General features: G+C 67.3%; 19 protein-coding genes, 1 pseudogene and 1 riboswitch. Of the genes and pseudogenes, 12 read left to right on the forward strand and 8 right to left on the reverse strand.

The genetic code is table 11. The features are described 5' to 3' along the window. Positions 1-133: 133 nt before the first annotated feature. The 3 genes from AC6H42_RS06815 to AC6H42_RS06825 all read left to right on the forward strand — a co-directional run bounded on the left by AC6H42_RS06815 (position 134) and on the right by AC6H42_RS06825 (position 3,763). Positions 134-1,354: an MFS transporter gene (locus AC6H42_RS06815; protein WP_497547683.1), complete on the forward strand. Its 1,221-nt coding sequence runs from the start codon at positions 134-136 to the stop codon at positions 1,352-1,354. 65 nt (positions 1,355-1,419) lie between these two features. Further along, a complete protein-coding gene (locus AC6H42_RS06820; RefSeq protein WP_497547684.1) occupies positions 1,420-3,207 on the forward strand; it encodes a thiamine pyrophosphate-requiring protein in 1,788 nt (595 codons plus the stop codon). A 109-nt stretch (positions 3,208-3,316) separates the two neighbouring features. Continuing rightward, complete coding sequence (locus AC6H42_RS06825) at positions 3,317-3,763, forward strand: RidA family protein (RefSeq protein WP_497547685.1); 447 nt, start codon at positions 3,317-3,319, stop codon at positions 3,761-3,763. A gap of 35 nt (positions 3,764-3,798) precedes the next feature. Here the strand turns inward: AC6H42_RS06825 and AC6H42_RS06830 are convergent. Then, a pseudogene (locus AC6H42_RS06830) lies at positions 3,799-3,906 on the reverse strand (hypothetical protein); the annotation flags it as partial. A gap of 256 nt (positions 3,907-4,162) precedes the next feature. Beyond that, positions 4,163-4,380, forward strand: a riboswitch (cobalamin riboswitch). 152 nt (positions 4,381-4,532) lie between these two features. Here AC6H42_RS06830 and AC6H42_RS06835 point away from each other — a divergent pair. From AC6H42_RS06835 to mmsB, 5 genes are read left to right on the forward strand one after another with little or no spacing between them, the layout of a single operon-like run. Continuing rightward, positions 4,533-6,038, forward strand: a complete 1,506-nt coding sequence (locus tag AC6H42_RS06835; RefSeq protein ID WP_497547686.1) for a CoA-acylating methylmalonate-semialdehyde dehydrogenase — start codon at positions 4,533-4,535, stop codon at positions 6,036-6,038. A gap of 10 nt (positions 6,039-6,048) precedes the next feature. Next, positions 6,049-7,209: an acyl-CoA dehydrogenase family protein gene (locus tag AC6H42_RS06840; RefSeq protein ID WP_497547687.1), complete on the forward strand. Its 1,161-nt coding sequence runs from the start codon at positions 6,049-6,051 to the stop codon at positions 7,207-7,209. A 9-nt stretch (positions 7,210-7,218) separates the two neighbouring features. Continuing rightward, positions 7,219-8,001, forward strand: a complete 783-nt coding sequence (locus AC6H42_RS06845) for an enoyl-CoA hydratase (RefSeq protein ID WP_057154806.1) — start codon at positions 7,219-7,221, stop codon at positions 7,999-8,001. Next, a complete protein-coding gene (locus AC6H42_RS06850; protein ID WP_082551738.1) occupies positions 7,998-9,137 on the forward strand; it encodes an enoyl-CoA hydratase/isomerase family protein in 1,140 nt (379 codons plus the stop codon). The genes AC6H42_RS06845 and AC6H42_RS06850 overlap by 4 nt, the downstream gene beginning before the upstream one ends. Further along, positions 9,134-10,021, forward strand: coding sequence for a 3-hydroxyisobutyrate dehydrogenase (gene mmsB / locus AC6H42_RS06855; RefSeq protein ID WP_497547688.1), 888 nt, complete (start codon positions 9,134-9,136; stop codon positions 10,019-10,021). The genes AC6H42_RS06850 and mmsB overlap by 4 nt, the downstream gene beginning before the upstream one ends. 65 nt (positions 10,022-10,086) lie before the next feature. Here mmsB and AC6H42_RS06860 read toward each other — a convergent pair whose 3' ends face one another. Then, entirely contained in the window at positions 10,087-11,586 is a 1,500-nt protein-coding gene (locus tag AC6H42_RS06860) for an AMP nucleosidase (protein ID WP_057154804.1), read from the reverse strand. An 88-nt stretch (positions 11,587-11,674) separates the two neighbouring features. Here AC6H42_RS06860 and AC6H42_RS06865 point away from each other — a divergent pair, with 88 nt between their 5' ends. Further along, on the forward strand, positions 11,675-12,673 hold the full coding sequence (locus AC6H42_RS06865) for a 2-dehydropantoate 2-reductase (protein WP_497547689.1): 999 nt from the start codon (positions 11,675-11,677) through the stop codon (positions 12,671-12,673). Between the two features lie 15 nt (positions 12,674-12,688). Here AC6H42_RS06865 and AC6H42_RS06870 read toward each other — a convergent pair whose 3' ends face one another. Beyond that, on the reverse strand, positions 12,689-14,062 hold the full coding sequence (locus AC6H42_RS06870) for an MATE family efflux transporter (RefSeq protein WP_497547690.1): 1,374 nt from the start codon (positions 14,060-14,062) through the stop codon (positions 12,689-12,691). A 466-nt stretch (positions 14,063-14,528) separates the two neighbouring features. Then, on the reverse strand, positions 14,529-15,833 hold the full coding sequence (locus AC6H42_RS06875) for an NAD(P)/FAD-dependent oxidoreductase (protein ID WP_497547691.1): 1,305 nt from the start codon (positions 15,831-15,833) through the stop codon (positions 14,529-14,531). A gap of 88 nt (positions 15,834-15,921) precedes the next feature. Between AC6H42_RS06875 and AC6H42_RS06880 the strand changes: the two genes are divergently transcribed. Continuing rightward, positions 15,922-16,866, forward strand: coding sequence for a LysR family transcriptional regulator (locus tag AC6H42_RS06880; RefSeq protein ID WP_057154799.1), 945 nt, complete (start codon positions 15,922-15,924; stop codon positions 16,864-16,866). 79 nt (positions 16,867-16,945) lie between these two features. Next, a complete protein-coding gene (locus tag AC6H42_RS06885; RefSeq protein WP_497547692.1) occupies positions 16,946-19,078 on the forward strand; it encodes a TonB-dependent siderophore receptor in 2,133 nt (710 codons plus the stop codon). Positions 19,079-19,080: 2 nt separating this feature from the next. On the opposite strand, the gene AC6H42_RS06890 is transcribed toward AC6H42_RS06885, so the two are convergent. From AC6H42_RS06890 to AC6H42_RS06905, 4 genes are all read right to left on the reverse strand, one after another. Then, positions 19,081-20,676: a PepSY-associated TM helix domain-containing protein gene (locus tag AC6H42_RS06890; RefSeq protein WP_497547693.1), complete on the reverse strand. Its 1,596-nt coding sequence runs from the start codon at positions 20,674-20,676 to the stop codon at positions 19,081-19,083. After that, a complete protein-coding gene (locus AC6H42_RS06895) occupies positions 20,673-20,942 on the reverse strand; it encodes a hypothetical protein (RefSeq protein ID WP_497547694.1) in 270 nt (89 codons plus the stop codon). The genes AC6H42_RS06890 and AC6H42_RS06895 overlap by 4 nt, the downstream gene beginning before the upstream one ends. Beyond that, positions 20,932-21,201, reverse strand: a complete 270-nt coding sequence (locus tag AC6H42_RS06900) for a hypothetical protein (protein WP_057154795.1) — start codon at positions 21,199-21,201, stop codon at positions 20,932-20,934. Before AC6H42_RS06900 ends, AC6H42_RS06895 begins: the two co-directional genes overlap by 11 nt. Before the next feature lie 102 nt (positions 21,202-21,303). Further along, a complete protein-coding gene (locus AC6H42_RS06905) occupies positions 21,304-21,804 on the reverse strand; it encodes an RNA polymerase factor sigma-70 (protein WP_497547695.1) in 501 nt (166 codons plus the stop codon). A gap of 339 nt (positions 21,805-22,143) precedes the next feature. On the opposite strand from AC6H42_RS06905, the gene AC6H42_RS06910 reads away from it, so the two are divergent. Then, complete coding sequence (locus tag AC6H42_RS06910) at positions 22,144-22,764, forward strand: PEP-CTERM sorting domain-containing protein (protein ID WP_497547696.1); 621 nt, start codon at positions 22,144-22,146, stop codon at positions 22,762-22,764. The last annotated feature ends 2 nt before the right edge of the window (positions 22,765-22,766 follow it).

Genomic DNA, 22,766 nt, shown 5'->3' on the forward strand with positions numbered 1-22,766 from the left:
CTTAACGGAAGCCAGCGAACCAGCCAGCCTATCCTAGCGCGAACCAGGCCAGGCTGAAAGGTCAGTCCAGCAATGCTGACAAGCTGGCAAGGCCGACGCTACACTGTCGGCTACACCATTTGCCGAACCGTTTATGCACCTACGCTGGAAGACCCTCGCCATCCTCGCCTGCACGCAGATCATGTCATGGGGCGCGCTGTACTACGCCATCGCCATCCTGGCGCCCGAGATCCGGCGCGAGACGGGCTGGAGCAGCGCATCGGTGGTGGGCGCGTTCTCATGGAGCCTGCTGGTGTCCGGCCTGGCCGCCGCGCCCATCGGCGCGCTGTTGGACCGGCACGGCGGGCGCAGCGTGATGGGTGCCGGCTCCGTGCTGGGCGCGCTGGGCTTCGCCATCTTGAGCCGTATGCACAGCCTGCCCGCCTACTACCTGGCCTGGACCATCCTCGGCCTGGCCATGGCCATGACCATGTATGAAGCGGCCTTCGCCGCCATCAACCGCCAGTTCGGCATGGACAGCCGCAAAGCCATCTCCACGCTTACGCTGTTTGGCGGCTTCGCCAGCACCGTCTCCTGGCCCCTGACCCAGTATCTCGACGCCCGCGCCGGCTGGCGCGACACCTGCCTGGTATACGCCGCCGCGCAGCTGCTCCTGAGCTTCCCGCTGCACCTGCTGCTCCCAGGCAGCAAGCACCTGCCGCCGCACCCCACCGCCGCACCGGAACCGGCAGCGGCCGCCGCGCCGCCCACCGTGGAAGCGACGCCGCGCGAGCACACGCTGCCGGAAGCCATCCGGCACCCGGCCTTCTGGAAGCTCGCCTTCGCCTTCTCCGCCAACAGCTTCATCTTCTCCGCGCTATCCGTGCACCTGATCCCGCTGTTGCAGCAGTACGGCCACACCGCCGCGCTGGCGGTCTGGCTGGCCGCACTGGTCGGCCCCATGCAGGTGGCCGGCCGCATCGGTGAAATGACCGTAGGCCGCAACGCCCTGCCCCGCACGGTCGGCAAGGTCACTTTCGGCGCCCTGCCAGCCGCCCTGCTGGCGCTGCTGCTGTTCGGCTCCCACGCCTGGGCCGCCGCCCTGTTCTGCATGATGTACGGCATGAGCAACGGCATCCTCACTATCGTGCGCGGCACCATCCCGCAGACCATGTTCGGCCGCCGCCACTACGGCGCCATCTCCGGCGCCCTGGCCGGCCCCGCGCTGATCTCGCGCGCCGCCGGCCCGCTGGCCGTGGCCGGCCTGGTGCACTACGGCGTACCCACCATCCTGCTGCTGGTGCTGCTGGCCGTGGCGCTGGCGTCGCTCGCCTTCTACCTGCTCGCCATCCGCGTCCAAGTTTCCGAGGAGTAGCGTGCGCCGCCGCAGCGCCCGGCTCACTACCATGGCCACATTGCAAACCTTGCGGAAGGCCAGCCATGTCTTCGACAGTGGGCGATTTCCTCTTGCAGCGCCTGGGCGAATGGGGCGTGCGGCGCGTGTACGGCTATCCCGGCGACGGCATCAACGGCATCGTCGGTGCCTTCGGGCGGCAGGAACAGATCGAATTCATCCAGCCCCGCCATGAGGAAATGGCCGCCTTCATGGCCACCGCCCACGCCAAGTTCACCGGCGAGACCGGTGTCTGCCTGGCCACCTCCGGCCCCGGTGCCATCCACCTGCTCAACGGCCTGTACGACGCCAAGATGGACCACCAGCCCGTGGTTGCCATCATCGGACAGCAGGCGCGCATGGCCATGGGCGGCGACTACCAGCAGGAAGTGGACCTGCTTTCCCTGTTCAAGGACGTGGCGCACGAATACGTGCACGTGGCGAACGACCCGGCGCAAGTGCGCCACCTGGTCGACCGCGCCATGCGCATCGCCAAGGAGCAGCGCACCGTCACCTGCATTATCTTCCCCAACGACGTGCAAGACCTGCCCGCCGTGCCCAAGCCGCCGCGCGAACACGGCTCGCTACACACCGGCATCGGCGCGCTCAGCGCCAGCATGCAGCCGTCCGTCGACGCCCTGCAGCACGCTGCCGGCATCCTCAACGCCGGCGGCAAAGTCGCCATCCTGGCCGGCGCCGGCGCGCTGCACGCCACCGACGAGCTGATCGCCGTGGCCGACCTGCTGGGCGCGGGCATCGCCAAAGCCCTGCTGGGCAAAGCCGCCGTGCCGGACGACCTGCCATATGTGACGGGCGCCATCGGCCTGCTCGGCACCAAACCCAGCCACGACATGATGAACGGCTGCGACACGCTGCTGATGGTGGGCTCGTCCTTCCCCTATGCCGAGTACCTGCCGAAAGAAGGCCAGGCGCGCGGCGTGCAGATCGACATCGACGCCCGCCGCACCAGCCTGCGCTATCCGATGGAACTGAACCTGGTGGGCGACGCCAAGGCCACCCTGGCGGCGCTGATCCCGCTGCTGCACCGGAAGACAGACCGCAGCTGGCAGCAGCTGATCCAGGAAAACGTGCAGCGCTGGTGGCGCGTGCTGGAGGCGCGCGCCATGAACGAGGCCGATCCGCTCAACCCGCAGCGCGTATTCTGGGAACTGTCGTCGCGCCTGCCGGATAGCGCCATCCTCACCATCGACTCCGGCTCGTCGGCCAACTGGTACGCGCGCGACGTGCGGCTGCGGCGCGGCATGATGGCCAGCCTGTCCGGCGGCCTCGCCACCATGGGCCCGGCCGTGCCCTACGCCATCGCCGCCAAATTCGCCTGGCCCGAGCGGCCCGTGATCGCGCTCGCCGGCGACGGCGCCATGCAGATGAACGGCATCAATGGCCTGATCACCGTGGCGCGCCTGTGGCGGCAATGGGCCGACCCGCGCCTGGTGGTGATGGTGCTGAACAACGGCGACCTTAACCTGGTGAGCTGGGAGCAGCGCGGCACTGGCGGCGACCCGCGCTACGCGCCGTCGCAAGGCCTGCCGGATTTTCCGTACGCGGCGTACGGCGAGCTGCTCGGGCTAAAAGGCATCCGCGTCTCGCACCCGGACGACGTGGGCCCAGCCTGGGACGAAACGCTGCGCTGCGACCGGCCCTGCGTGCTGGAGATGGTGACCGACCCGAACGTGCCGCCGCTGCCGCCGGACGTGTCGCTCAAGCAGGCCCGCGCCTACTTTTCTGCGCTGCTCAAGGGCGACCCGGATTCGATTGCCATTATCAAGGCGACGATCAAGGAGACCTGGGATTCGTGGTTCCCGCCAAAGCCATAGCGCTTCTCTGACTATTGAGGGAAGCGACGCTTTAAATGGAACGCTATTCTTCGGTACCCGGTGCAAGGCAGCCCAGCCGCACCTCATTCATTCCAGAGAGCGAACCAAGATGTCAGTAGAAAAGCGATGTGAGAACTTAGGCGTGGCATGGGAAAAGGCCTTTGGCTACGTGCAAGCCGTCAAGGTCAAGGACACGGTCTATATTTCGGGCCAACTGAGCCATGATGGCGAGGGCGCGCTAGTGGCGCCGGCCGCTCTCGATGCACATGGCAAGCCTGTCGATTTTTCCAACATGGAAGCGCAACTGCACCAGACTTACCTCAATGGCATAGCGCTGCTGGCCCGCTACGGCGCCACCCTGGACGACGTTGTCGAAGAAACTTTGTACGTGCTCGATGTTGATGCCGCCTTTACTGCCGGCGCAAAAGTCAGAAAGGCGATGTATGGTTGCGACCAGCCCCAGTGCGCAAGCAATATCATCGGTGTATCAAGGCTCGCATTTCCTTCACAATTGGTGGAAGTCACCTTCCGTGCGGTTCTTCCCGATCGCGGCTGACGCGGTTGTGGCCTGCAAATGCACTGCTGCGGCACCTGCAGCACGCCAGCTAAACCGTGCGCCAGACTCCGGCCCGGGAAGCCTTGCGGCCGCATGTCCTCGAAGGGGTATGGCAGGCCGGGGAAGCGGCCGTCGGGCAGCGCCGCGCACCACCACCTGGCTGCCCAGCGCCTTCACCATGCGCATCGTGGTTGCCCGGTTCAGCGAGGGACGCGACTGCCGCAGCGCGGATAAAACATCCACAGGGCCGGATTCGATGAAACGATTCATGAAACGACACTCCCACGAATATTCAGTCAATTCAATGACTTGCACGCGATGCACGCGTTTTCGTGAGGCGATACTTTGCAAGGTCATGCGTAAAAAACAAATTACGTTTACGTAAACGTCATGTGTTGTGCTAATCTTTATTTAACAGGTGCGCCGGGCAAGTTCTTGTCCTGCGTTAAACGGGAAAGTGGTCGGCGCGTACCCATCATCGCGTGCCCCAAGCCCCTGCTGCCTCCGCAACGGTAGGCAAGTGCGGCTGCTTCATTCACGCCACTGGTCCACCAGACTGGGAAGGCGAAGCAGCAAGACTTGCAAGCCCGGATACCGGCCTGTTGATCTTCAGCGCCGCCCGCTCCATGGCGGCGCAGGGTCTGGCCACGTGCGGAAGGCGCGTGGCGGGTGCCGCGCGGCGGGAGACGCCGTTCGGCTTACTTTTGCAGACTGGCGGCACAACGCGCGCTTGAGACGTGCCCGCGCCGCCCAACAAGGAACGCACACCATGGCTACTGCTATTCCCACCGTCAAACTCCTCATCAACGGCGCTTTCATCGACTCGCGCACCGAGCACTGGAGCGATGTGGTCAACCCCGCCACCCAGGAAGTGATCGCCCGCGTGCCGCACGCCACGCCCGGCGAAATGGCGCAAGCCGTCGCCGCCGCGAAGACGGCCTTCCAGACCTGGCGCAAAACGCCCATCGGCGCCCGCGCCCGCATCTTCCTCAAGTACCAGGCCCTGATCCGCGAGCACATGGCCGAACTGGCCGCCCTGCTCACCGCCGAGCAGGGCAAGACCCTGGCCGACGCCGAGGGCGACGTGTTTCGCGGCCTGGAAGTGGTGGAGCACGCGGCCAACATCGGCCAGCTGCAGATGGGCGAGCTGGCCAGCAACGTGGCCGGCGGCGTGGACACCTATACCGTGCACCAGCCGCTGGGCGTGTGCGCCGGCATCACGCCGTTCAACTTCCCGGCCATGATTCCGCTGTGGATGTTCCCGATGGCTATCGCCTGCGGCAATACCTTCATCCTCAAGCCCTCCGAGCAGGACCCGATGGTGACCATGCGCCTGGCCGAGCTGGCGCTGCAGGCGGGAATTCCGGCGGGCGTGCTGAACGTGGTGCACGGCGGCGCGGACGTGGTCAACGCCATCTGCGACCATCCCGATATCAAGGCCGTGTCCTTCGTCGGCTCCACTACGGTCGGCACGCATGTGTACCAGCGCGCCACGCTGGCCGGCAAGCGCGCGCAGTGCATGATGGGCGCGAAGAACCACGCCATCGTGCTGCCGGACGCGCACCGCGAGCAGACCCTGAACAATCTCGCTGGAGCGGCGTTCGGCGCGGCAGGCCAGCGCTGCATGGCGCTGTCGGTGGTGATCCTGGTCGGCCAAGCGCAGCAGTGGTTGCCGGACCTGGTGAAGAAGGCGCAGACGCTGTCCATCAACGCCGGCGCTGAGCCTGGCACCGACATCGGTCCGCTGATCTCGCGCAAGGCCAAGGCCCGCGTGCATCAGCTGATCGGCCAGGGCGTCGAGGAAGGCGCGAAGCTGGAGCTGGACGGACGAGCGCCGACCGTGCCCGGCTACGAAAGCGGCAACTTCGTCGGCCCCACCGTGTTCTCCGGCGTGACGCAGGACATGGCGGTCTACAAGGAGGAGATCTTCGGCCCGGTGCTGTGCGTGATGCACGCGGCCACGCTGAAGGAAGCCATCGCCATCATCAACGCCAACCCGAACGGCAACGGCACGGCACTGTTCACGCAGTCCGGCGCGGCGGCCCGCACCTTCGAGGAGGACGTGGATGCGGGCCAGGTCGGCATCAACGTGCCAATCCCGGTACCGGTGCCGCTGTTCTCCTTCACCGGCTCGCGCGGCTCCAAGCTGGGCGACCTTGGCCCCTACGGCAAGCAGGTAGTGGCCTTCTACACCCAGACCAAAACCATCACCGCACGCTGGTTCGACGACGCGGCGGTGACAGCAGGCGTGAACACGACCATCTCGCTCAAGTAAGGAGCCCGTCATGGACTTCGAACTGAACGAGGACCAGCGCGCCTACCAGGACGCCGCGCGCCAGTTCGCCGCGCGCGAAATGGCGGCGCAGGCTGCACGCTGGGACGCGGAAAGCATCTTTCCGCGCCAGACCATCGCGCATGCCGGCGAGCTCGGATTCTGCGGCCTGTATGTGCCGCAGGCCATGGGCGGGCTGGGCCTGTCGCGGCTGGACGCCACCGTGGTGTTCGAGGAGCTGGCGCGCGCCTGCCCTTCCACCACGGCTTATCTCACCATCCACAACATGGCCAGCGCCATGATCGCGCAGTGGGCCCAGCCCGAGGTACGCGAGGAATGGATAGCCGACCTGGCGGCGGGCCGCAAGCTGGCCTCCTATTGCCTGACCGAGCCCGGCGCAGGTTCGGACGCCGCTTCGCTGACCACCGCCGCCGCGCTGGAGGACGGCATGTACGTCATCACAGGCGGCAAGGCCTTCATTTCAGGTGCCGGCGCGACGGACGCGCTGGTGGTGATGGCGCGTACCGGCGGGGCCGGCGCGGGCGGCATATCGGCCTTTTTGGTGCCCGCCAACACGCCCGGCATCAGCTACGGCCGGGAGGAAGAGAAGATGGGCTGGAACAGCCAGCCCACGCGCGCCATCAGCTTTGACGACGTGCCCGTGCCCGCCTCGCACCTGCTGGGCCGCGAAGGCGACGGCTTCAAGCTGGCCATGCGCGGGCTGGACGGAGGCCGCATCAACATTGCCACCTGCTCCATCGGCGCGGCGCAGGCTGCACTGAACAGCGCACAGCGCCATATGGGCGAGCGGGTGCAGTTCAAGCGCGTGCTGGGCGACTTCCAGGCCTTGCAGTTCAAGCTGGCCGATATGCAGACCGGCCTGGTGGCGGCGCGCCAGATGGTGCGGCTGGCCGCCACCAAGCTCGATGCGGGCGCGGCCAACGCGGGCATCTACTGCGCCATGGCCAAGCGGCTGGCGACGGATACCGGCTTCACAGTCTGCAACGAAGCGCTGCAGATCCACGGCGGCTACGGCTACCTGCGCGACTATCCGCTGGAGCGCTTCCTGCGCGACGTGCGGGTGCACCAGATTTTGGAAGGCACCAACGAGATCATGCGCGTGATCGTGGCGCGCCATTTATTGCAGCATGCACCAACCGAAGAAAACCTCTGAGGAGACCCAGTGACTACCTACACCAATTTGCAATTGCAGATCATGGAGCACACCGCCGTGCTCACGCTGGCCAACCCGCCGGCCAACACCTGGACCACGGACAGCCTGCGCGAGCTGCGCCGGCTGGTGGAAGACCTGAACGCCAATCCGGACGTCTACAGCCTGGTGGTGACCGGCGGCGGCGCCAAGTTCTTCTCGGCCGGCGCCGACCTGAAGCTGTTTGCGGACGGCGACGTGGCGGTGGCGCATGAGATGGCGCGCCTGTTCGGCGCGGCGTTCGAGGCGCTGTCGGACTTCCGTGGCGTGTCGATTGCGGCCATCAACGGCTATGCCATGGGCGGCGGACTGGAATGCGCGCTGGCCTGCGACTTGCGCATCGCCGAAACGCAGGCGCAGATGGCACTGCCGGAAGCCGCAGTGGGCCTGCTGCCTTGCGCGGGCGGCACGCAGAACCTCGCGTGGCTGGTGGGCGAAGGCTGGGCCAAGCGCATGATTTTGTGCGGCGAACGCGTCGATGCGGCCACGGCGCAGCGCATCGGCCTGGTGGAGGAAGTGGTGGAAACCGGCGGCGCCTTGCCGCGCGCGCTGGCGCTCGCGGCGCAGGCGGCCAGACAAAGCCCTGCCAGCGTGCAGGCCTGCAAGCAGCTGATCCAGGGCGCGCGCCGCCAGCCGATGGCGCATGTGCTGCCGGCCGAGCGCGAAGCCTTCGTCGGCCTGTTCGGCGGCGCCAACCAGCGCGAAGGGGTGCAGGCCTTCCTCGAGAAGCGCCAGCCGGTGTGGAGGCAGGCATGAGCGAGGCGCCGGTACTGTTCCGCACCCTGCCCTGCCGCAGCCAAGCCGGCGGCGAGTCGCTGATCGGAGTGGCCACGCTGAACGCGCCTGCTACGCTGAACGCGCTATCGCTGGAGATGATCACGCTGCTGGATGAGCAGTTGGCGGCCTGGGATGCCGATCCGGCCGTCATGCTGGTGATGCTGGAGGGCTCGGGAGACAAGGCGTTCTGCGCCGGCGGCGACCTGCAGCAGCTGTACCGTTCCATGCGCGAGCACCACGCCTCGCCGCAGGCCGCCGATCCGCTGGCCAACAGCTACGCGCTGGAGTTCTTCAGCCGCGAGTACGCGCTGGACTACCGCATCCATACCTATGCCAAGCCGGTGCTGGTGTGGGGGCACGGCATCGTGATGGGCGGCGGCATCGGGCTGATGGCGGGCGCCAGCCATCGCGTGGTTACCGAAGGCTCGCGGCTGGCGATGCCGGAAGTGGCAATCGGCCTGTATCCGGACGTGGGCGGCAGCTGGTTCCTGAACCGCGCGCCCGGCCACACCGGCCCCTTCCTCGCGCTCACCGGCGCCGCGCTGAGCGCGGCGGACGCGCAGTTTGCCCGCCTGGCGGACTATCGCGCGGCCCACACGGACAAGGCGCGGCTGATCGACATGCTGCAAACGCAGGAATGGGCCAAGGCGCCGGCCGCCAACCACGAGCATCTGAACGGCCTGCTCGCTCGCCTGCAGCAGTGCGCACCGCCCGCCCCCGCCAGCCCGCTGCGCGAGCACTACGACCTGATCAACGACTTGTGCGCCAGCGGCAATTTCGGCGACATGGTGCTGCGCATCGCAACGCTGGAAAGCGAGGACCGTTGGCTGCAGAAGGCGGCCACTGCCCTTCGCAAAGGCTCGCCGGGCGCTGCCTGGCTGGCCTTCGCCATCCAGCAGCGCGCCAAACACCTCTCGCTGGCCGAGGTATTCCAGCTGGAACTGGGCGTCTCGCTGGTATGCGCGGCGCGGCCGGACTTCGCCGAAGGTATCCGCGCCCTCATCATCGACAAGGACAATCAGCCGCGCTGGCAGCCCGCCAGCCTGGCCGACGTGAGTGAAACCTGGGGCGAAGGCTTTTTCGCCCCGCTGAACCTCGAAGGGAAAACCGCATGAGCCACATCGCATTCATCGGCCTGGGCAACATGGGCGCCCCGATGGCGCACAACCTGCTCAAGGCCGGCCATGAGCTGACCGTGTTCGACTTGTCCGCCGGCGCCGTGCAAAGCCTGGCCGGCGCCGGCGCCCGCAGCGCGCCGTCCGCCCGCGCCGCCGTGGAAGCCGCGGACGTCGTTGTCTCCATGCTGCCCGCGAGCGCGCACGTGCACAGCCTTTACCTCGGCCAGCAAGGCATCGTGCAGCATATTGCGGACGGCGCGCTGGTAGTCGACTGCAGCACTATTGCCGCCGCCACGGCACAGGCGGTGGCGCAGGCGCTGGCGGCGCGCGGACTGGCGGCGCTCGACGCGCCGGTGTCAGGCGGCACCGCAGGCGCGGCGGCCGGCACGCTGACCTTTATCGTCGGCGGCGAGGCGGCTACGCTGGAGCGCGCGCGGCCCTATTTGTCCGCCATGGGCAAGAATATCTTCCATGCGGGGGCCAGCGGCGCGGGCCAGGTGGCCAAGATCTGCAACAACATGCTGCTGGGGATACTGATGGCGGGCACCGCCGAAGCCCTGGCGCTGGGCGCGGCGCACGGGCTGGACCCGAAGGTGCTGTCGGACATCATGGGCAAGAGCTCGGGGCGCAACTGGGCGCTGGAACTGTATAACCCGTACCCGGGTGTGATGGAGAACGTGCCGGCCGCGCGCGGCTACAGCGGCGGATTCGGCGTGGATTTGATGCACAAGGACCTGGGGCTGGCGGCGGAAGCGGCCATCGCGGCGCGCTGCGCGGTCCCGCTGGGCGAACTGGCGCGCAACCTGTATGGGATGCATAGCCTGTCGGGCTCCGGGGGGCTGGATTTCAGCAGCATTATCCAGCCGCTGCTCAGGGAGTGACGGCGGTGGCGGGTGGCGGCCTGCCGCCTGTCCCGCCCGGCGGTGCGCCGGCAATCACGCCGCCATCACTGGAACGCGACCTCGGCGAAGCTGCGCAGTTTGCGGCTGTGCAGCTTGTCCACGCCCAGCTCGCGCAGCATCTCCACGGCGCGGATGCCGATGCGCAGGTGCTGGTCCACGCGCTCGCGGTAGAACGCATTGGCCATGCCCGGCAGCTTGATCTCGCCATGCATCGGCTTGTCGCTCACGCACAGCAGCGTGCCGTACGGCACCCGGAAGCGGAAGCCGTTGGCGGCGATGGTGGCGCTTTCCATGTCCAGCGCCACCGCACGGCTCTGGCTGAAGCGCCGCTCCGGCGTGCGCTGTGGCAGCAGCTCCCAATTGCGGTTGTCGGTGCTGGCCACGGTCCCGGTGCGCATCACGCGCTTCAGGTCATGCCCGGTCAGCTGCGTCACTTCCGCCACGGCGGCCTCGATTGCGACCTGCACTTCGGCCAGCGGCGGGATCGGCACCCACAGCGGCAGGTCCTCGTCCAGCACGTGGTCCTCGCGCACGTAGCCGTGCGCCAGCACGTAGTCGCCCAGTTCCTGCGTGTTGCGCAGGCCGGCGCAGTGGCCCAGCATCAGCCAGGCATGCGGGCGCAGCACGGCGATGTGGTCAGTGATGGTCTTGGCGTTGGCCGGGCCCACGCCGATATTGACCATGCTGATGCCGCTGCCGTCCTTGCGCACCAGGTGGTAGCCCGGCATTTGGGGCAGGCGCGGCAGGGGCGAGCCCAGTTCGTCGCCCGGCTCGGACGGCGCGCCGGCGCGGCGCAGCACCAGGTTGCCCGGTTCCACGAAGGCCACATAGTCATCCTCCCCTTGCGCGGAGCGGCCCATGATCTCGTGGCCAAGCTTGATGAATTCGTCGATGTAGAACTGGTAGTTCGTAAACAGCACGAACTTCTGGAAGTAGGCCGGCAAGGTGCCGGTGTAGTGGCGCAGGCGCTGCAGCGAGTAGTCCACGCGCGGCGCCGTGAACAGCGACAGCGGCTGCGCTTCGCCGAACGGCGCCTCGAAGGTGCCGTTGGCGATGCCGTCGTCCATCGCTGCCAGGTTGGGCAGGTCGAACACGTCGCGCATCAGCAGGCGGCGCTCGGCGCTCATGCTGCCTTCGATATGGTCGTTCTCGGCGAACGAGAAATGGATGGGAATCGGCTGCGCGCTCATGCCCACTTCGATCTGCACTTGCTGCTTGCTGCCGTGGTTCTTCAGCAGCAGGCGGAACTGCTCGTGGTAGTAGCGCGCGAACAGGTCGGGCCGGGTGAGCGTGGTCTCGTAGGTGCCGGGACCGGCCACGAAGCCGTAGGACAGGCGCGAATCGGCGCGCGCCACGGTATCGGTGTGCACCCGCACGTAGGGGTAGCAGGCGCGTACATGCTCGTCGGGCGTTTCGCCGTCGACGAAGCGTTGCAGCGATTCACGCAGATGCCGTATGCTGCCGTCGTACAGCGCCTGGACCTGGGCCAGCGCCGCTGCCGGGTCGTTGAAGCGCTCGGGCGCGATGAAGGGACGGTTCTGCATGGTCGTTCTCCTTTACTAGTAAGCTCTATTCTATTGTATCGGCGTTTACATTGCAGTGCAGCATTCTGATTTTTTTGAGGAGGCGGGAATGAAGGTGTGCATCGTTGGCGCGGGCGCCATCGGCGGATTTCTGGGTGTGCGGCTGGCCGGTGCGGGCGCCGCTGAGGACGGTAGCTTGACTGCGCTGGCGCGCGGCGCCACGCTGGCCGCACTGCGCGAGCATGGCTGGCGCATGCAAACCGCCGACGGCCTGCTGCAGGCGCCGGCCGCCACGGTGGATGCGGCCAGCCCGGCCGGCATCGCAGCGCTGTGCGTACAGGATCTCGTCATCATCGCCGTGAAAGGCCAGTCGCTGGGCGCGGTGGCGCCCACCATCGCTCCCCTGCTCGGGCCGGACACCGTGGTGCTGCCGGCCATGAATGGCGTGCCGTGGTGGTTCGGGGAAGGCTTCACCGGTACGCCTCTGGCCAGCGTGGACCCGGGCGGGCGCATCGCCGCCGCCATCCCCCAGCACCTGGTGCTGGGCTGCGTGGTCCATGCCAGCACCTCGACCGCCGAGCCAGGGCTGGTGGTACACAAGATGGGCCAGGGACTTATCATCGGCGAACCGGCAGGCGGCGTGTCCGGGCGTGCGCGCCGCGTCGTGGCGCTGTTCGCGCGGGCCGGCTTCAGCGCCACCCTGTCGGAGCGCATCCGCTACGACATCTGGTACAAGCTGTGGGGGAATATGACCACCAACCCGGTCTCCGCCATGACCGGCGCCACCGCCGACCGTGTGCTGGATGACCCGCTGGTGGCGCGCTTCTGCATCTCGGCCATGCATGAAGCGGCGGCGATCGGCCGCCGCATCGGCTGCGTCATCGACGAGACGCCGGAGGACCGGCACAAGGTGACGCGCAAGCTGGGCGCATTCAAGACCTCGATGCTGCAGGATGCGGAGGCGGGCCGGCCGATGGAGATCGACGCGCTGGTGTCGGCGGTGCGCGAAATAGGCCAGCGGGTCGGCGTAGCCACGCCCAATATCGACGCCCTGCTCGGCCTCACGCGCCTGTTCGCCCGCACGCACGGACTGTATCCGGACGCCTGAGCGCCGGGGCATCGGCTACAGCGGCGGCGTTTTCGCCCGCAGCCGGCGCCGCGCGGCGCGCGCGTGCGGCACCCAGGCGTGCACCGACCAGCGGCGCCACATGGTCAGGCCGCGTATCCATTCGTCGGTGGCGTAGGCAATCCACAGCCCGACCAGCCCCAGCCCGAAGTAGATCCCCAGCAGCCAGCTGCCGCCGGCCAGCACGATGGCCATCGACGCGGCGCCCGCCGCCACCGGGTAGCGCGCATCCCCCGCCGCCCGCAGCGCGTTGATGACCACCAGGTTGAAGGTGCGGCCCAGCTCCAGCAGCACCGCGATCCACAGCAGCACCGAGCCGTTCTCGATGATGACAGGGTCCTGCGTGAAGCAGCCCAGCAGCCAGGGGCCGGCCAGCGCCACGCTGCCCGAGATCACGGCGCTGATCACCAGGCCGCGCGCCAGCGCGCCGCGCACCAGGCCATGCGCCTCGCGCAGCTCGCCCGCGCCTATCATGTGGCCCACCATGATCTCGACTGCGAAGGCGGTGGCAAGGCTGAACATCACCACCACGCTGCCCACCTGGTGCACATAGGCCAGCGTGGCCAGCGCCTGCGCGCCCAGCGTTCCGGCCACCGCCATGCTGGCCATGAAGGCCAGGCGCCAGGCGATATTCTCAGCAGCCGCCGGCACGCCGATGTGCAGCACAGCGGCCAGTTCGGCGCGGCGCAGCTTCCACCAATCGCTGGCCACGGGGTGGATGCCGAGATGGCGGCGCCACAGCATCAGGTGCAGCACCAGTCCCAGCACGCGGCTGATGAGCAGCGCGAGGGCGAAACCCGGCAGGCCCATGGCGGGCACCGGGCCCCAGCCATACATCAGCGGCCAGGCCAGCACCAGGTGGCTCAGGTGCATGGCCACCAGCACCAGCAGCGTGTCGCGCGTGCGCAGGTGGGCCCGCATCACGCTGGCCATGGCGGCGTTCCAGGCGTCGAGCAGCATGGCGGCGGCCAGCGCCTGCAGGAACGGCGTGGCCAGCGGCAGTACCTCGGCCGGCGCGCGCATGATCTCCAGCAGCCAGCCGGCGCCGGCGAAGGCCAGCAGCGCGGTGAACACGCCCAGCCAGGTGCTCGCGCCGAGCATGGCCAGCGCCACCTTGTTGGCCATATCGCGCCGCCCGCCGCCCAGGTTCTGCGTGATGACCACGCCGATGCCGGAACCGACGATGCGGAACAGCAGGAACAAGGTCACTGAAATGTTGTTGGCGATAGCAAAAGCCGCGCCGTACGTGTCCGACAGCCGCGCCGCCATGGCGGTGCCGACCACGCCGGCCAGCACGGCCAGGAACAGCTCGATTAACAGGGGCCATGCGAGGGTGAAAATATGAGGACGGGGAGCGGCGGCGGTAGTCATCCCGCCATGATAGCGATTTTTGCCCCAATACGCAGGCGAAATGTTATCGCTCACATGGTTGTCGGCGACGCCAGCAGTCCGGGCTGCGCAGGCGCATCTCGGCCAGGTTCGCGTCCGGTCAAAACCCGCCCCCGCCCACCTGCGCCTGGCTTCCACTCGCACGGTGCCGGTGGCGCAGCCGGCGCCGCCGGCCGCTGCAAGGCGGCGGTCAACGAGGCAGTCAACGAGGAAGGATAGCGGGCCAGCGCGAGGTGGCTGCGCAGGCGCTCGCTCCAGGCGTCGGCGTCGCGCTGCGTCAGCCGCCGCCGCGCATCCGGAACGGCGCCGTCCGCGCCCGGCGCGCCCGCGTCCTGCAGGCCACCGCAGGCAAGCGTGATGGCGCCTGGCATGAACACGGCATAAGACGGAAACGCTGCACCCAGCAACAAGGCCGGGGCAGCGAGGGTAAGGACGCCTCGTCTCTGCATCAATGCAGCTTAACCGATGGCGAGATCCGTTTGCGCAGCCAGTCGGCCAGGGTGACGGCGGCGGCGCGGACAAAGCCGTGCAGCGCCATCAGGTGTTTCTGGTACATCAAGCCGTACAGCAGGTTGGCGAACGCGCCGCTGACCGGCAGCTTGCTGCCATACGAGCCGCCCAGCAGCACGCCCACCGCCGCCACCGGGCCGAGCGACACCAGCGAACCGTAGTCGCGGTAGCTGAACTCGGGCAGCGGCCTGCCTTCGCGCCTGCCCAGCGCGGCGGCCAAAAACACTGCTTGCTGATGCGCCACCTGCGCACGCGGCGGCGCGGCGCCTTTCACCGGGCAGACGAAGCTGGCGCAGTCGCCGATGGCGAACACCTCGGGATCGTCCACCGATTGCAGCGTGGGCCTGACCATGATCTGCCGCATGCGGTTCAGCGACAGGCCCAGCGTGCCGGTGATGGCAGAGCCCTCCACGCCTGCCGCCCACAGCGTCAGGCTGGCCGGCCGCAGTTGCGTCTCGCCCTCGCCTTCCTTCACATGTACGCTGTCCGCACCAACTTGCGTGACGGCCGTGCCGGTGCGGATCTCGATGCCACGCGACTTCAGGTACGCCTCGGCGCGCGCCGACTGTTCCAGCGGCAGGTGCGGCAGCAGGCGCGGCCCGCGTTCCAGTATGCTGATGCGTACGTCTCGCGCCGGATCCAGCGTGTGGATTTTGTACCTGGCCAGCGCACGGGCGCTGTAGCCCAGCTCCGCCGCCAGCTCCACGCCGGTGGCGCCGCCGCCCACGATCACCACGTTCACCGCGTTGCCCTCTTTCCCCGCAGCCTCGCTGGCCCTGACGCAGGCGCCGAAGAAGCGGCGATAGAAGCCCTTCGCTTCGCGCACATTGTCCAGCGTGCAGACATGTTCCGCCGCGCCGGGCACGCCGTAGAAGTTGGTCACCGCGCCCAGCGCCAGCACCAGCGTGGTGTAGCCCAGCGCGCGCGTGGCCCGCACTTCGCCCACATCGTCCGACAGACACGGCGCCAGCTCCAGCACGCGCGCTGCGCGGTCCACCGAGCGCAGCTCGGCGTGCATGAAGGTGAAGCCATGTTCGGCCGCCTGGGCCGAGTACTCAATCTGGAACACCTGCGGATCGCGCTTGCCCGAGGCAACCGTGTGCAGCAGGGGTTTCCAGAAGTGGGTGGGTGAACGGTCGACCAGTATCACCCGTGCGTGGCCCTTGCGGCCCATGGTGTCTCCGAGCCGGGTTGCCAGTTCGAGGCCGCCTGCGCCTCCGCCTACGATAACGATGGTTTGCATGGTTTTTCCCTCCTTCTGGCTGTTAATATAGTCCCCTCGGAAAGAAAACAAAAATTACTTCTTTCGACTGATTGATAAGGAATAGCTTATGTATCACGCGAGTTTCCGCCAGCTCCAGGCGCTGGTTCTTGTCGGCCGGCATGAAAGCGTGTCACGCGCGGCTGAAGAAATGCACGTCACACAGCCCGCCATTTCGGCGCAGTTGCGCGCGCTGGAAGACCTGGCCGGCACTGCGCTCACGCGCAAGGTCGGCCGCAATATCCAGCTCACGGCGGCAGGTGAAGTGATGCTGCAGTTTTCGGAACGCATCCTGCAGCTGTGGGAACAGGCCGGCGATGAGCTGGGCGAACTGCGCGGTGTGAGCAGCGGCACCTTGCGCATCGGCGCGGTGGTGACAGCGGAGCACTTGCTGCCGTCCATGCTGGTGAAGTTCACCACCGAACGCCCCAACGTGCGGATGAAGCTCCACGTGGGCAACCGCAGCGAGATCGTGGCCATGTTGTCGCGCAAGGAGATCGATCTTGCCATCATGGGCACGCCGCCGCGCGAGTTCCGCATCAACGCCGCGCGCTTCGCGCACCATCCCATGGCTTTCGTGGCCAGCCCCAGGCATCCGCTGATGAAGAAGAAGCGCGTCACCATCGACGACGTGGTGCAGGCCAACCTGCTGGTGCGCGAACGCGGTTCGGGCACGCGCACCACCGTGGAGCGGGTGTTCAAGGACGCGGGCCACACGCTGCACTTCGGCTCCGAAGTGTCGAGCAACGAGGCGATCAAGAGCATGGTGGCGGCCGGGCTGGGCGTGGGCTTCGTGTCGGTGCACGCCTGCGCCCTGGAGTTCGAGGCGGGCCTGATCGACATCCTGCCGATGAAGGAGAGCCCGGTGGAGGGCTCATGGCACGTGATGCACCTGGTGGACCAGCCGCTGCCAAGGATCGCGGCGGCCTTCCAGGATTTCATGGTGACGTCCGGCCAGGAGCTGATCGGCGCCGAGCTGGAATCGTTCTACCGCAAGCACCGCCGCTTGCGCTAGCAAGTACTGAACAGGCGGCCGCCTGGTTCGTCTAATGGGAGGAGCACATCTTTTATCAACCTTGAGGTACCTCTTCCCCATGATTTCCCAACCCAACACGCCGGCCAGGATGCTGGCAGTCTCCGTCCATCTGGCCCTCGCTGGCGGCTACGCCTGTGCGGCCGAAGCCACCCTGCCCACCGTGGAAGTGCGGGCCACCGCCGACAAGGAAAGCGCCTACATCGCCTCGCGCAGCTCGGCCGGCGCCAGGACCGACACCCCCATCATCGAAACGCCGCAGTCGGTGTCGGTGGTGACGTCGGACCAGTTCTCGACGCAGGGCGCCGGCGACCTGATGGACGCACTAGGCTACACCGCCGGGGTGGCACGCCTGGAAGCGAACGACAAGACCACCGACGGCTTCATGCTGCGCGGCTTCTCCACCGGCGCCGGCGGCGGCTCCATGTACCGCGACGGCGCCAAGTTCATGGTCAACGTCTACGACGGCAAGCAGGAGCTGTACGGCCTGGAACGGATCGAAGTACTGAAAGGGGCCGCATCGGTGCTGTATGGCGCGGCCGCGCCGGGCGGCATCATCAACACCGTCAGCAAGCGCGCGCGCGCGGGCACGGTGAACGAGGTGAACCTGGAAGCGGGCAACCTGTCGCGCAAACAGTTCACCGCCGACGTGGGCGGCGCGCTCGGCCCGGCCGGCAATGTGACCTGGCGCCTGACCGCGCTGCTGCGCGACAGCGCCACCATGACCGACCACGTGGACGACGACCGCGTCTACATTGCCCCCACGCTGACCTGGCAACTGGGCGCCAACACCAGTCTGAGCCTGCTGTCGCACTACCAGCGCGACAACACGGCCTATAACTACGCGCTGCCGGTAGAAGGCACCATCGCCGCCAATCCGAACGGCGCGTTGTCGCGCCACCTGTTTACCGGCGAACCGGGCTACGACAAGTACAAGAACACGCAGTACTCGGCGGGCTACCAGCTGGACCACAAGTTCAGCGACGACACCAAGCTGCACCACGGCCTGCGCTACTTCAAGGCCGACATCGACTTCCCCTCCACCAGCTTGTATGGCTGGGTGCCGGGCGCCGGTGCGGCCGGCCTGCTGGCACAGGCGCGCGGCGCCCAGGACCGCACCGACGAGTCGCACATGGCCACGGCGGACGTCTTCGTCGAACACAAGCTGCACACCGGTGCGCTGCGCCACCGCTTCCTGCTGGGCGGCGACTATACCTACCAGTTCCACAGCAGCGAGCGGTATAACCGCGAGATCGCGCCGATCAACATGTTCCAGCCGGCCTACGGCGCGCAGCCGGGTGCGCAGCGCCAATTGTTCGACTGGTATCCGGACACCAAGCAGCGCCGCGCCGGCGCCTACCTGCAGGACCAGATGAAGCTGGACCGCCTGGTGCTGCTGGCCGGCGTCCGCCACGACAACACCAGCGAAACCACCGCGCCGCTGACGCCGCCGACGTCCTGGTCCAAGGAGAAGAACAGCGCGTGGACCGGCCGCGCCGGCGCAGTCTACCTGTTCGACAACGGCGTGGCGCCGTTCGCCAGCTGGAGCCAGTCGTTCGAGCCAGCCAGCGGCATAGACAAGGACAACCAGCGCTTCAAGCCGACGCGCGGCGAACAGTTCGAAGCCGGCGTGCGCTACCAGCCCGGCAACGGCGGCACCATGCTGAGCGCCACCGCCTACCAGCTGACGCAAAGCGATGTGCTGGCGCCGGACCCGGACGCGCCAGCCAGCAACCCCGGCGCGCAGATCCAGGTAGGCGAAGTACGCTCGCGCGGCGTTGAGTTCGAAGTCCGCACGGCGCTCAACAGGCAGATCAACCTGCTGGCGGCCTACGCCTATACGGATGCGCGCATCACCCGCATGACCATCCCCTCCTTCATCGGCAAGCGCCAGGGCGGCGTGCCATACAACCAGCTGTCGCTGTGGGCCGACTACAGCGCGCCCTTCGGCGTGCAGGGCCTGAAGGCCGGCCTGGGCGCGCGCTACGTGGGCGAAACCGTCGGCACCTGGGTGTCTGGGAAAATCGCGGCGGCCACCATCGCCGACGCCATGGTCAGCTACGACTACCTGAACTGGCGCGTGGCGCTGAACGTGCGCAACCTGGCGGACAAGATCTACATCGCTTCCTGCACCTACGGCTGCTTCTTCGGCGCCTCCCGCGAGATCAAGTTCAACGCGGGCTACCGCTTCTGATCTTAAGCGGCGCGCTGCCGCTCGGCGGCGGCAGGCGCCGCGCGCAGCGACCATACGCTGCACGGATCGCCTTCGCGCCCGCGTTTTAGCGCGGCGCGCCCCATTTTCAGGAACCCCAGTCCGGCCAGCAGTGCCACCAGGTTCACGCCGGCCACCACCCACTCCCCCCGCCACAGCGACTGCAGCGGATTGACGCCGCTGTCGGCCCACTGCGCCAGCGGAATGGCCAGCGTCAGCCCGGCGCTCAGCGACAGCAGCTCGAGGGCGGCACGCGCCGGCGGGCGCGCAAAAGCCCACGCCACCGACAACAGGAACACCGCGTAGTAGGCGCGCTCCTCCCACAGCGGCAACTGGCCCGGCAACGCCGGGAACAGCTTATTCACCAGGAACACCGCCGACACGCCCGCCACGCAGCCCAGGCATACGCCCAGCGTAGCCTGCGCCATCAGTTTGCCGCTGCGTGGCTGCTGCACCGCCTGGCGCTTGCGGCGCGCCTCGATCCACAGCAGATTGCCGCTGTAGAACAGGAAGGCACCGGCCAGGCCCAGCAGGAAATACAGCCATTGCACGGCCGCGTGACCGAAATTCCCGTAATGCAAGGCCTGCAGGCCGCGCAGGAACGTGGTGCCGGGGCTGAACTGCTCCGGCGTGTTCACACGCACCACGGCGCCGTCGGCCGCCTTCATCACCACGGCGGCGGAACTGGTCAAGGTGCGCTGGCCCACGCTGCCATAGGCTTCGATCTGCGCATTGGCGTCGCCCGCATGGTGGTAGCGCACGAACTCCACCGCCATGCCCGGCGCCGCCTGCCGCACGCGCGCCAGCAGCTCGCCGGCCGGCAGCGAAGGCTGCGCCACGCCTGCCGCCACGGCCGGCTTCGCGGCCGAGATGTCCAGCTGGATCAGTTCCAGCAGCTTGCCGTCGAAGACCATGAACTGGAACGGCGCCAGCAGCAGCACGCCCAGCGCCAGCACCGCGCCGCTCCACGCGAAGATGATATGGAACGGCAGCGACAGGATGCCCACCACGTTATGCGCGTCCTGCCACATGCGCTTCAGGTTCTTCCCGATGCGCAGCGCGAACAGGTCCTTGAGGAAGGCGGGCGCGTACGCCACCACGCCGGTGCCCAGCGCCAGCCCGTACAGGATGCACACCACGCCCAGCACATAGACACCCCAGCTGGCCGGCAGCCCGGCCGTATAGTGCAGGCGGTACAGGAAATGCGACAGCGCCGAATGCGGCTTCACCTCCAGCAGCGTGCCGTCCGGCGCCAGCCGGAACAGGTGCTCGGTCTCGCTGCCGTCCTTGGCATGTTCGTCCCAGTGCAGCGAGAGATGCGGCTCGTTCAGCGTGGGCAGTTGCAGCAGAAACGATTCCTTCGCCTGCGGGTGGCGGCGCAGCACGGCGTCGACCAACTCCTGGGCGCGCGCCGGCGGCTCCATTGCCGCGCGCTGCGAGGCGGGCGTCTCCCAGGTATGCAGCTCCTTGGTGAAGATCGTGATGGCCCCGGTATAGAAGGCGATGAACAGCGCGAAGCCGGCCACCAGGCCGACCCAGGTATGCACCGCGATGTAGGTGCGCAGCGTGGACGCCTTCATGCCGCGATCCTCACCAGGCCACTGGCCTTCAGCGCAATCAGCAGGCCGAAGCCGGCGAGCGTGGCCCCGCCCATCCACAGCCAGGCGCGCAGCCCGGACTTGAAATGGAAGGCGGCCGCCATCAGCGCAACCCAGACCGGGAAGAACAGCAGCAGCGCGGGCAGCGTATCGCGCTGCTGGTTGCTGCTCAGGAGCGCGGCCAGGCCCACCAGCGCCACCGCCAGGAGCGGCGCCAGCAGCGCCGCGGCGAAGGACTTACCCCACATGGCGCCCCCTGTTCCAGGCGTCCAGATACGGCAGCGCCACCAGCGCGAGCATCAGCCCGGACAGGGTGATGAATACGGCGCACCAGAAACCGTATTCGGCGGCCGCCAGCAGCACTGCCGCCGCGCCCAGCGGCACGGCCAGCCAGCGCAGCTTGCCGCGCAGCGCTGCCGGCACGCTGCGCCACAGCGCCTGGTGCGGCGAAGCCAGGTAGAGACAAAGCGCGGCCGCGCAGGCCACGCCGATACAGATCCAATTCATTGCACACCCCGATTAAATGAGACTTATTCTCAATAACGGGAATGATAAATGATAATCATTCTCGGCAAAAGCTAATTTTGCTCATTTGATATCTTGTGCCAGTCACGCCCGCAGGGCATCGCGGCAGCACTGCATGGCGTCGCGTATCAAGAAATTGACCAGGGTGGCCGAGATACCCAGTTGCCGGGCCACCTCGCGCTGGGTCTCGCCGCCCAGCCGGTGCAGCTCGAACGCCGCGCGGGTGCGCTCCGGCAGCGTGGCCAGCGCGCGACCCACCAGCATCAGCTGCTGGGCATGGATGGCATGCGCCTCCGGCGTGGCCGCGCCCGAGCCCACGTCCACGCCCGCCTCCTCGCAGGAAAATACCTGCGCCTCGAAGCTGCTGCGGCGGTAGCGGTCGATCGCCAAGTTGCGCACCAGTTGATACAAATAGGGATGCGCGTTCTTCACGTGCAGCTCCTCCATGCCATCCGCCAGTTTCAAAAACGCGTCTTGCACCACGTCCTCGGCGCGCTGGCGGCAACCGAGAATGCGGGCGGCGGCGTCGCGAAGCTGAGGGCGGGAGACAATAAATTGCTGACGAATTTCGATACCAGTTGCCATTGAAAATGCTATCCAGGTTTTATTTTCTTATATTGAATGAGACTTATTCTCATTTAGTGATGATGGCGCAATCTGTCATTTTTTACAAGCAAAGTGTTGGATTTCTTGTATCGCGCGCGACTATTTAAAATGATTGGCCAGTCCACCTTGAAATACTGGTCAGGCCAAAGTAGAATCAATTTGTCACGTATGCAAAATGCAAGTTCTCCCCGCAGAGACCTCGGCACGCCTTCCTCCAGCCCTCGTCAACGCGGCACCGGACACGCGAGGTGTCCTCCACAGCGCCCCGGCACGCGGGTCGCTGCTCTTCACCGCTGTCCCACAAATCCAGGAGCACACATGAAAAAAACAACATGGGAGACACTGGCGCGCGCGGCCATCGCCGCATCCGCCATGACCGCAATCACCGCCACGGCCCTTCCTGCCACCGCGCACGCTAGCATCCTGCCGCTGCAGAACGCCGTCATCACTGCCACCTACAATGGCGCGGGCGGCGCCATGCTGGGGCTGGACGACGGCTTCAGCGGCTCGCCCGGCGGCAACCGGAGCGCGCTCGACCCGCTCGGCGCCGGCGTGGAGTTCATCAGCGCCGACGCCATCTTCGCCTTCGACTTCGCCGCCGACGGCACCCTGTCCATCTTCAACAACAGCGGCGCGCCGCTCGATCCCGGCGCCTACAGCTTCCGCTTCGACTTCGGCGCCACCCTGGCTGCCCCCATCACCGCCTTCAAGCTGCTGGACGGCAGCGCAGTCGCCGGCGTGCCCGTGTTCTCCATCCTCGACGGCGGCACCGCACTCGGGCTGGACCTGGGCGGGCTGACCTGGAGCGGCGATTTCTTCCCCGTCACCGCCAGCATCGAAGCGCAGCAGGCAGCGGCCGTACCGGAACCGGGCAGCTTGTCGATAGTGCTGGCCGGCGCGGGCGCCATTGCGCTGGTCCGGCGCCGCCGGCGCGCTTAGCC

Source organism: Massilia sp. NBRC 108631 (assembly GCF_059704565.1).

Coding starts and splice junctions, on each gene's coding strand:
- AC6H42_RS06860 (WP_057154804.1), bottom strand. CDS start 11,586: ATGCAGAACCGTCCCTTCATCGCGCCCGAGCGCTTCAACGACCCGGCA.
- AC6H42_RS06885 (WP_497547692.1), top strand. CDS start 16,946: ATGATTTCCCAACCCAACACGCCGGCCAGGATGCTGGCAGTCTCCGTC.
- AC6H42_RS06820 (WP_497547684.1), top strand. CDS start 1,420: ATGTCTTCGACAGTGGGCGATTTCCTCTTGCAGCGCCTGGGCGAATGG.
- AC6H42_RS06870 (WP_497547690.1), bottom strand. CDS start 14,062: ATGACTACCGCCGCCGCTCCCCGTCCTCATATTTTCACCCTCGCATGG.
- AC6H42_RS06835 (WP_497547686.1), top strand. CDS start 4,533: ATGGCTACTGCTATTCCCACCGTCAAACTCCTCATCAACGGCGCTTTC.
- AC6H42_RS06875 (WP_497547691.1), bottom strand. CDS start 15,833: ATGCAAACCATCGTTATCGTAGGCGGAGGCGCAGGCGGCCTCGAACTG.
- AC6H42_RS06890 (WP_497547693.1), bottom strand. CDS start 20,676: ATGAAGGCGTCCACGCTGCGCACCTACATCGCGGTGCATACCTGGGTC.
- AC6H42_RS06850 (WP_082551738.1), top strand. CDS start 7,998: ATGAGCGAGGCGCCGGTACTGTTCCGCACCCTGCCCTGCCGCAGCCAA.
- AC6H42_RS06910 (WP_497547696.1), top strand. CDS start 22,144: ATGAAAAAAACAACATGGGAGACACTGGCGCGCGCGGCCATCGCCGCA.
- AC6H42_RS06840 (WP_497547687.1), top strand. CDS start 6,049: ATGGACTTCGAACTGAACGAGGACCAGCGCGCCTACCAGGACGCCGCG.
- AC6H42_RS06865 (WP_497547689.1), top strand. CDS start 11,675: ATGAAGGTGTGCATCGTTGGCGCGGGCGCCATCGGCGGATTTCTGGGT.
- AC6H42_RS06900 (WP_057154795.1), bottom strand. CDS start 21,201: ATGAATTGGATCTGTATCGGCGTGGCCTGCGCGGCCGCGCTTTGTCTC.
- AC6H42_RS06905 (WP_497547695.1), bottom strand. CDS start 21,804: ATGGCAACTGGTATCGAAATTCGTCAGCAATTTATTGTCTCCCGCCCT.
- AC6H42_RS06895 (WP_497547694.1), bottom strand. CDS start 20,942: ATGTGGGGTAAGTCCTTCGCCGCGGCGCTGCTGGCGCCGCTCCTGGCG.
- AC6H42_RS06825 (WP_497547685.1), top strand. CDS start 3,317: ATGTCAGTAGAAAAGCGATGTGAGAACTTAGGCGTGGCATGGGAAAAG.
- mmsB (WP_497547688.1), top strand. CDS start 9,134: ATGAGCCACATCGCATTCATCGGCCTGGGCAACATGGGCGCCCCGATG.
- AC6H42_RS06880 (WP_057154799.1), top strand. CDS start 15,922: ATGTATCACGCGAGTTTCCGCCAGCTCCAGGCGCTGGTTCTTGTCGGC.
- AC6H42_RS06815 (WP_497547683.1), top strand. CDS start 134: ATGCACCTACGCTGGAAGACCCTCGCCATCCTCGCCTGCACGCAGATC.